The organism is Campylobacter sp. TTU-622 (genome assembly GCF_016598965.1).
Classification (GTDB): Bacteria; Campylobacterota; Campylobacteria; order Campylobacterales; family Campylobacteraceae; genus Campylobacter_D.
On record NZ_JAENKR010000080.1, the window covers coordinates 1 to 5,671 of the forward strand.

General features: G+C 26.5%; 5 protein-coding genes. 3 read left to right on the forward strand and 2 right to left on the reverse strand.

Features of this window, described 5'->3' with window-relative positions:
- Window positions 1-546, reverse strand: a 546-nt coding sequence (locus JG677_RS06715) for a nitroreductase family protein (RefSeq protein WP_200285870.1), incomplete at its 3' end; no start/stop codon positions are given.
- Window positions 547-647: 101 nt separating this feature from the next.
- Here JG677_RS06715 and JG677_RS06720 point away from each other — a divergent pair.
- Genes JG677_RS06720 through JG677_RS06730 form a run of 3 tightly spaced genes read left to right on the forward strand, consistent with a single transcriptional unit; the run spans window position 648 to window position 5,102 of the window.
- The gene (locus tag JG677_RS06720) at window positions 648-1,811 is read left to right on the forward strand and encodes an efflux RND transporter periplasmic adaptor subunit (protein ID WP_200170007.1); all 1,164 of its coding nucleotides are present in this window, start codon (window positions 648-650) and stop codon (window positions 1,809-1,811) included.
- Complete coding sequence (locus tag JG677_RS06725; RefSeq protein ID WP_200170008.1) at window positions 1,811-3,736, forward strand: ABC transporter permease; 1,926 nt, start codon at window positions 1,811-1,813, stop codon at window positions 3,734-3,736. The genes JG677_RS06720 and JG677_RS06725 overlap by 1 nt, the downstream gene beginning before the upstream one ends.
- A 1-nt stretch (window position 3,737) precedes the next feature.
- Window positions 3,738-5,102 carry a TolC family protein gene (locus tag JG677_RS06730; protein WP_200170009.1) on the forward strand — a complete coding sequence of 455 codons (1,365 nt, stop codon included), beginning with the start codon at window positions 3,738-3,740 and terminating at the stop codon, window positions 5,100-5,102.
- Here JG677_RS06730 and JG677_RS06735 read toward each other — a convergent pair.
- Window positions 5,086-5,671, reverse strand: a 586-nt coding sequence (locus JG677_RS06735; protein WP_234284657.1) for a GDSL-type esterase/lipase family protein, incomplete at its 5' end; no start/stop codon positions are given. The genes JG677_RS06730 and JG677_RS06735 overlap by 17 nt on opposite strands.

The following is a 5,671-nucleotide window of genomic DNA, read 5'->3' on the forward strand; positions in this document are numbered from 1 at the left end:
ATTACTAATTCCTAAGGCTACAATTAAAGTAGCACTTTCTTTTTTAGGATTTAGATTTAAATAAGAATTTAATTTGTCTTGATTAAAACCTCCTATGGTACAAGAGTTTATTTTTAAAGCATTTGCTGCATAAAGTATGCTTGTTAATGCTATATAAGCTTGTTCTCTTGAGTAAGCAATTTTTTGTTTTTCATCTAAAGAGTCTAAAAAAGGCTTATAAGTATTTATTCTTTTTTCAATTTCTTCTTTTGGCATATTTCTTGATTTTAGTTTATTTTCAAAATATTCATCAAAATCAAATCTTGAAGTGATTATAATAAGTGCTGCAGCTGTTTTTACGTGATTTTGATGATTGGCAATTAAAGATATTTCCTCTAATTTCTTTTTATCTTGAATAACATAAAATTTCCAAGGTTCCAACCCTAAAGAACTCGGGCTTAATCTTGCTATTTCTAAAATTTCTTTTAAATCTTCTTCTTTAATTGTTTTATTGCTAAAATTTCTACAAGAATATCTTGTTATAAAAGGTTCTAGTTCTTTTTTCATTCTCTCTCCTTTATAAATTTAATCGTATAAAATTTATATTAAAATTCACATAAAATTTATTTTTGTTAAATAGAATTAATTTTATTTATTGAAGGTTTTAAATGAAATACAAAATTCTTTTTATCGTTTTATTTATAGGCATTATTTTTGGAATTTATTATGGTTTTTTTTATTCTAAAGATAAAATGCAAGTTGTAACTCAAAAAATTCAAAGGAGTAATATTGAACAAAGCATAGAAGCTGTTGGAAAAGTTTATGCTAAAGATCAAGTTGATGTTGGCGCACAGGTGAGCGGTCAGATTATAAAGCTTTATGTTAATGTTGGAGATAAAGTTAAACAAGGTGATTTGATTGCACAAATAGATAAAGATAAACAACAAAATGATTTGGATATTACAAAGGCTAAATTAGAAAGCACAAAAGCAAGTTTGGAAAGTAAAAAAGTTGCTTTTGATATAGCGGCTAAGCAGTATCAAAGAGAGCAAAAACTTTATGCTCAAAAAGCAACTTCTTTAGAAAGTCTTGAAACTCTTAAAAATAATTATTATACGCTTAAAGCAGATGTTGCGGATTTAAATGCACAAGTTATTCAGCTTGAAATCAGTCTTAAAAATGCTCAAAAAGATTTAGGATATACAACAATTAGAGCTCCAATAGATGGTTATATTATTAATGTTGCTGTTGATGAGGGGCAGACTGTTAATGCTAATCAAAGTACTCCAACTATAGTTAGAATTGCAAATTTAGACGAAATGGAAGTAAGAATGGAGATAGCAGAAGCTGATGTTAATAAAATAAAAGTAGGAACAGAAGTTAATTTTGCAGTATTAAGCAATCCGGATAAAAAATATCAAGCTTTAATCTCAAGCATAGATCCAGCAGATACTGAAGTAAGTGATTCATCTAGCTCTTCTTCTAGTAGTTCATCTAGCTCTTCTTCTAGTAGTGCAATTTATTATTATGCCAAATTTTTTGTGCCTAATAAAAATAACTTTTTGCGTATTGGAATGAGTATTCAAAATGAAATAATTATTCAAAGTGCTAAAAATGTTATTGTGGTGCCTACTTATACAATTTATAGCGATGCTAATGGCTATTATGTTGAAATTTTAGAAAATAATGAAAAAGTAAAAAAATATATTAAACTTGGAATTCACGATGCTATAAATACCGAAGTTTTAGAAGGGCTTAATGAGAATGAAGAATTAATTATTTCTTTGGATTCTTTGGATAATGTAAAAAATATTAAAAAGATGAGAATGTAATGATATATCTTAAAAATATTTATAAATTTATAAATCAAACTTGTATTTTAGATAATGTCAGTTTAAGTATAGAAAAAGGCGAATTTGTAGCTATTATAGGTCAAAGTGGTAGCGGTAAAACAACTTTGCTAAATATTATTGGAACTCTTGATGAGCCAAGTAAAGGGAGTTATATTTTTGAAAACTATGAAGTAACTTTATTAGATAAAGAACAAAAAGCTAGATTAAGACGTGAAAAAATAGGTTTTATTTTTCAAAGATATAATCTTTTAAGTTTATTAAGCGCGGGTGAAAATATTGCTTTACCTGCTATTTATACTGGAAAAAAAGCATATCAAAGAAACCAAAGAGCAAAAGAACTTTTATCTAGCTTGGAACTAGATCACAAATTTGATTTTAAGCCAAATCAACTAAGTGGAGGACAGCAACAAAGAGTTAGTATAGCAAGAGCTTTGATGAATGGTGGAGATTTGATTTTAGCAGATGAGCCAACTGGAGCTTTAGATAGTAAAAGTGGAATTAAGGTTCTTGAGATTTTGCAAGAGCTCAATAAATTAGGTCATACTATTATTTTGGTAACACACGATAGAGGTATTGCTGCTAAAGCTGGAAGAGTTATAGAAATAAAAGATGGAAAAATTTTAAGTGACACCAATAAAAATACCAAAGAGTTTAACGAAAAGCTAGAGCCTTTTTCACCAGAGATAAAAACATTTGATCTTTTAAAAAATCAGATTGCAGAGAGTTTTAAAATCGCTTTTACCTCTATTATTGCTCATAAGTTAAGATCAATACTTACAATGCTGGGAATTATTATAGGCATTGCGTCAGTTGTGTGTGTAATTGCTTTAGGACTTGGTTCTCAAGAAAAAATTCTTTCTTCTATTTCTAGACTTGGAACCAACACAATTGAAATTATTCCAGGTAAAGGATTTGGAGATTTAAGATCTGGCAAAACAAGATTTAATTTTAGTGATTTAAATACTTTAAGATCTTTAGAATATTTAGATGCAGTAGAAGCAAGATCTACGACTTCTGGAGTGGTAACTTATAAGAATATTTCTTTAAATGCAAGAGGCGAGGGAGTTGGTGTAAATCAGTTTAAAATTAAAGGTTTAGAATTGGAAGTAGGAACTTTACTTAGTGATGATGATATTAAAAATAGTTCTAATGTTGTTGTACTTGATTACAACGCTAAAAAGAATATATTTAAAAATGAAAATAGTAAAGATATTTTAGGTCGTATTATTATTTTTAAAGATCAACCTTTTAAAATTATAGGAGTCTTAAAACAAGATACAAATAAATTCTTTGAAGATAATACAGTACGTCTTTATGTGCCTTATACAACTTTAATGAATAAGCTAACCGGAGATAGAAATTTAAGAGAAATCATAGTAAAAGTTAAAGATAGTGTAAGTTCTTCCTTAGCTGAAAGTGCTGTTGTTAGAATTTTAGAGATTAAGCGTGGAAAGAAAGACTTTTTTACTATAAATTCAGATAGCATTAAAAAGGCTATAGAAGAAAATCAACGCACTACAACCATTTTAACCGCATCTATTGCTATTATTGCTTTAATTGTTGGTGGTATAGGAGTTATGAATATTATGCTTGTTTCAGTGAGTGAAAGAACAAAAGAAATAGGAATCCGTATGGCAATAGGAGCTAGAAAAGAGGATATTTTAATGCAGTTTTTAATCGAGGCAATAATGATATGTTTGGTTGGTGCTGTTTTAGGGGTAATTTTATCCATAGCAATAGTTTTTTCTTTCAATGCCTTTAGCGTTGATTTTCCTATGATACTTTCGAGCGGATCTATTATTTTAGGTTTATTAAGCTCCATTTTTATTGGAATCATTTTTGGTTTTTTCCCAGCAAAAAATGCTGCTAATTTAAATCCTATCAATGCTTTATCTAAGGAATGAGATGAAAAATATAATATTTTTTTTCGTGTTTATTTTTTTAAGTGCTTGTGCAACAAGTAATATTTCTATAGTGAAAGAAAAAACTCTTTCTCAAAACGAGTTAAAAGATTTAAATACCACAAAAGAATGGTGGAAATTATATGATGATAAAAAACTTGATGAGTTTATTTTTTTTGTATTAGAAAATAACACCGATATTAAGGTGGCTAAAACAAATTTTTTAATGGCATTATCAAGAGCTGATTTAATCAATTATGATTTATATCCAACCTTAAGTGCAAGTTTAGGTTTTTCGAGTTCAAGAAATTTAAATCAAGGAATTCACTCAAATAATTTTTCAAATTCTTTAAATTTAAACTATGAACTCGATATTTATTCTAAGATTTCTGATGAGGTTAATGCAAGAGAATTTGATGCAAGAGCTAGTGCATATGATTTAGAGAGTTTAAAATTAAGCATTATTAATTCCACGATTAATAATATTTTTGAATTAGCTTATTTTAATGATGTTAGTATTCTTTTAAAAGAATATATCCTAAATTTAGAACAAATGAAAAATCTTTATAATTTTAAATACGAACTTGGAAAAATCGAAAATCTTGATTTATTAAATATTGATCAAAGTTTATTAAAAGCAAAACAAAATTTACTTTCCAATGAACAAAATAAAGAATTATTGCTTAAAAATCTAAAAGATCTTATAGGAAAACAAGAAGGTTTTGCTTACCTTGAATATTTTAAGAATTTATCTCTTAAAGATTTTAAAAATTTAAATGTAAATTTTAATATTCCTTTAGATGCTTTATTTTATAGACCTGATGTTTTAGCTAAATTAAATAATTTAAAAGCGGCATTTAAAGATTATTCTAGTGTAAAAAAATCTATGTTTCCTGCTATTTCATTAGGTGCAGGTTTTAGTGGAAGTGATGCAAAATTTGATGATAGTTTTAAATTTTCTTTTTTAGATGGTAATATTAAAATTTCTCTCCCTTTTTTAGATTATGCAAGGTTGAAGAAAAATATCAAAATTTCTGAGTATTCTTATGAAATTTTAGTTTTTGAATATGAGCAAGTCTTACAAAGTGCTATTAATGAATTTGTGTATTATTCTAAAAATTATGAAAATACTATTAAAATATTAAATAATCTTGAAAAAATAAATTTAAAACAAGAACAAATTACTAAGGCTTATTTGCAAAAATATGAACTAGGAAAAAGCGAACTTAAAGATTATTTAGATGCCAAAAATAGCTTAAATTCTTCATTGCAAGAATATTTAAGAGCTAAATTTAATCTTTTATCTGTTATTAATACTTATTATCAAATCATAACGATATATTATGATGATATCAATGAACAGCATTGAGGGTTTTTATAAGATCTTGATACATTTTTTTAGCCATAACTTCATAACCTTTGATGCTCAAATGAACATCTTTTAATGAAAGTTTTTGGCTTATCCAATAGTCTTTTCCTTTATTGTCTTTCATAAAACTATGCATATCAAAAATTAAAGCTTTTTCTTCTTTTGCTATCTCATAAAGACTTTTTCTTATGGCAAAAAAATGAGAATTAGGTTCTTTTATAGTTGGCGGAGAGATTATAATAAAAACTGCATTTTTATTAATTTGTTTTAAAATATGAATAAATTTTTTAAAATCATATTTAAATGTTTTTTTATCAAAATTATTATATAAAGCATCATTGGTTCCATAAGCAAGTATGATTAAATCTTGTTTTAAAATTTTAAGCTCTTCTTTGCTTACTTTTAAATTCCATTCTTTCCATAAATTACTTTTTGCTCCATTTATAGCAAGAGTATCTAAAAAGAGATTATTTTTATTTTTATTATAAATTATATATCCGCCAAGTTTTGCATCTTTAGCTAAAGCCGTAATTTTAAATGGAAAATCAAGCTCTATTTCTTTATAAGAC